The sequence below is a fragment of the Aquiflexum sp. genome (genome assembly GCF_977115555.1).
Genome location: NZ_CDSBKL010000466.1, coordinates 1 through 2,895, shown reverse-complemented (window position 1 = coordinate 2,895; position 2,895 = coordinate 1). Strand labels below are relative to the sequence as shown.

Genomic DNA, 2,895 nt, shown 5'->3' with positions numbered 1-2,895 from the left:
TATATGGTTATCCAGATGGCGGGATAAAATCAAAAAGGCTTTACTTATTGATGCGGCTACAAAGATGGATTTTGAGGATTTTCTTTCCACCGATTCAAGGGGTGTAAGGGAATGACTTCAGTTTAGCCTTTTTAAGATTTATTCATTTCAAAATCTGATTTGCAAAAGCGTTTTTCGTCCAGATCGCCAAACTAAACCACTATAAATATGAAAAAGAACCTGTTTTTAATCTGTTTTCTGTTCGGGTATGTCGGACATCTTTTTGGTCAGACATTGCAACCCGAACAGATGAAATCAGATGTTGAAATTTTCAAAAAAGCTTTGGAAGCCAAACATCCGGAGATGTACCGCTACACCTCAGCAGAAACATTTGAGGAATTGTTTGAGCAAGTCAAATCTAGTTTGGAGAGAGAAATGTCGGTCAGGGAGTTTTACCTAGCAATGACGCCACTTATCGCAGCACTTCACTGTGGGCATACCAAATGGATTGTGGCAGGGGAGGATATGTACTATCCTTTCTTTGATGCTGATCTTTTTCCCTTGCAATTACATTTTGAAAAAGAAAAAGCCTATGTCATTGGCCATTTTGACGGAAAAGAGGTACCTGTATCTGCAGAAGTCATCAGTATCAATGGAGAAAAAACCGGTGATATCATCAAAAACCTACTGCCAGATTTGAGTTTCGGAGATGGATTTTCTCAGGGCGGAAAGTATTATCAACTCAATCACGCTTTTCCCGGGATCTTTTCCACCCATTTTGGAACCAAACCGACTTATGATGTTGAGTTATTGGTGGATGGAAAAATCCGGAATTTGAGTTTTGAAGGAGTCTCACACAATCAGATTAAAGCCCACCAAGACAAAAAGCCTGAACCTGAAAACCCTTTCCGATTTGAAATCCTGGAATCCAATACAGCTTGGTTGGATATTGATAGGTTTTATGCTTATCCAAATGAACCTGATTTCCAAAAGTTTTTGAAAGCCAGTTTTGAAGAGATACAGAAAAACAACATCAGCGATCTGGTCATCGACCTCAGAGGCAATGAAGGGGGAAATGAAAGTTGGGGAATAGAACTGTACAAATACCTTGCTGAATCTCCTTTCAGCTATTATGAGCGCATTTCGGTCAAGAAGAAAGAGAAATTGGATTTTGAGGCGAATACCTCCTTTTTGTTCAAACTTGCTTCTCTGTTTAATAAAAACGGTGAAAATGGCCGTGAATTCACATTTCAAAAGGGTTTGAAAATGCAAAAACCTTATAAGAATGCTTTCCGGGGAAATGTATTTCTTTTATTGGACGGGCAGAGTTTTTCTGTGACCACCGAATTTGCATCCCGGTTTAAATCCCAAAAAAGAGGAGCAATCATCGGCACAGAAACAGCAGGTGGCTATGCGATGAATACAAGCGGTTTTTTCAGCATTGTAAATTTGCCTCATTCCAAAATTGATCTGGGTATTCCTTTGCTTGGTTTCCATATGGCCGGTTTGACGGAAAGCAATCCCAAAGACAGAGGAATACTCCCTGATTATGCTATCGAAACCCACGCAGAAAACATTCAAAATGGGATAGACCCTGTGCGAGATTTTTCTCTGGAATTGATCAGAAAATCAAAAATCAAAACCGGTACTGCCAAACCATAGACTTCAAAACTGTATAAATGCTTGGCAAAGTTTTCCTTCAGCTTTTAAATCGGGGTATTTTTGGAATATTCCTTTATTCCATAAATACCTCAAATTTCTAGTCTGATTTATTTGGGATTCATCAGGAATCAGATCCAAACCAATCTTGGATTTATTGAAAAATACCTCAGACCTCTTGCAACTATTTGCTTGGAAATTGAATCTTATCATGAAAACAACCAGCTGATTTTTCAATACTGATGAAAAAGATTTTACTACTCGGAGCCACCGGCCGCACAGGCAGAGAAGTGCTTCAGCTAGCCTTAGACCGTGGATATCAAGTCAACGCCTTGGTGCGGGATGGTAAGAAAATCACCCTTGAACATGAAGGCCTCCGGGTTTTTGAAGGAGATACCAGGATACCAAAGGACTTGTGCTTTGCCATGGAAAACTGTCAGGCAGTACTCAGTTGTCTGAATATTTCAAGGAACTCGGATTTTCCTTGGTCACCGTTGAGGACACCCGAGGATTTTCTTTCGATGACGATGAAAAGCCTAATCAACGTTTGTCAGGAACATAAGCTTAGCAGGTTGATATTCACATCCGCATGGGGAGTAGGGGACAGCAGGCCATTTATTCCTTCATGGTTTGCCTGGCTGATAGACAACAGCAAGCTGTCTGCAGCTTACCTCGAACACGAGCGTCAGGAAGCTTTGGTCAGAAATTCAGGTTTGGACTGGACCATAGTCAGGCCGGTCGGGCTGACCAACAGTCAGAAGCCTAAACCGGTCAAAGTGATTTTTGGGAATGAACAAAAACCCTCATTGACCATATCCCGCAAAGAAACAGCAGGTTTTTTGCTTGATATTTTGAACCATTCGGATTACTTCCATAAAGTCCCTACCATATATTCATAAGTGATGAAAAAGATAAATTTCCTGTTTATTGGATTTGCATTGGCTATGTTGGCCACTAGGTTTTTTGGCCTGGAAATGGAAGATGGTGTGCGCTTTATTAGGGTAATCGGTTGGATGGATTTCCTTTGGCTTGCCATCGGTTGGGTCTTGGCCAATTTCCAAAAGGAAGCCGGATTACCTGATATCTTTGGGAAACCCGGAGACATAAAAAAATGGTTTATACCTTTTTTGGTAGGGATCGGTTTTGGAATGTTGGATGTCATAGCGATCGAATTCATTTTACAAAATGAACCACACCAAACACTGCCTCCATACACGCAACCTTTTCCTTATTCTGTTTTTCTGTATTTCGCCGGAG

General features: G+C 40.8%; 3 protein-coding genes. All 3 read left to right on the top strand.

The features are described 5' to 3' along the window. Positions 1-207 precede the first annotated feature (207 nt). Positions 208-1,641 (top strand): S41 family peptidase, encoded by a 1,434-nt coding sequence (locus tag ACZFYI_RS18325; RefSeq protein ID WP_462525570.1) that lies wholly within the window; start codon positions 208-210, stop codon positions 1,639-1,641. 239 nt (positions 1,642-1,880) lie between these two features. Further along, positions 1,881-2,537, top strand: coding sequence for an NAD(P)-dependent oxidoreductase (locus ACZFYI_RS18320; RefSeq protein ID WP_462525569.1), 657 nt, complete (start codon positions 1,881-1,883; stop codon positions 2,535-2,537). Positions 2,538-2,540: 3 nt separating this feature from the next. Then, on the top strand, positions 2,541-2,895 hold a 355-nt coding region (locus ACZFYI_RS18315), incomplete at its 3' end, for a hypothetical protein (RefSeq protein ID WP_462525568.1).

Coding starts and splice junctions, on each gene's coding strand:
- ACZFYI_RS18325 (WP_462525570.1), top strand. CDS start 208: ATGAAAAAGAACCTGTTTTTAATCTGTTTTCTGTTCGGGTATGTCGGA.
- ACZFYI_RS18320 (WP_462525569.1), top strand. CDS start 1,881: ATGAAAAAGATTTTACTACTCGGAGCCACCGGCCGCACAGGCAGAGAA.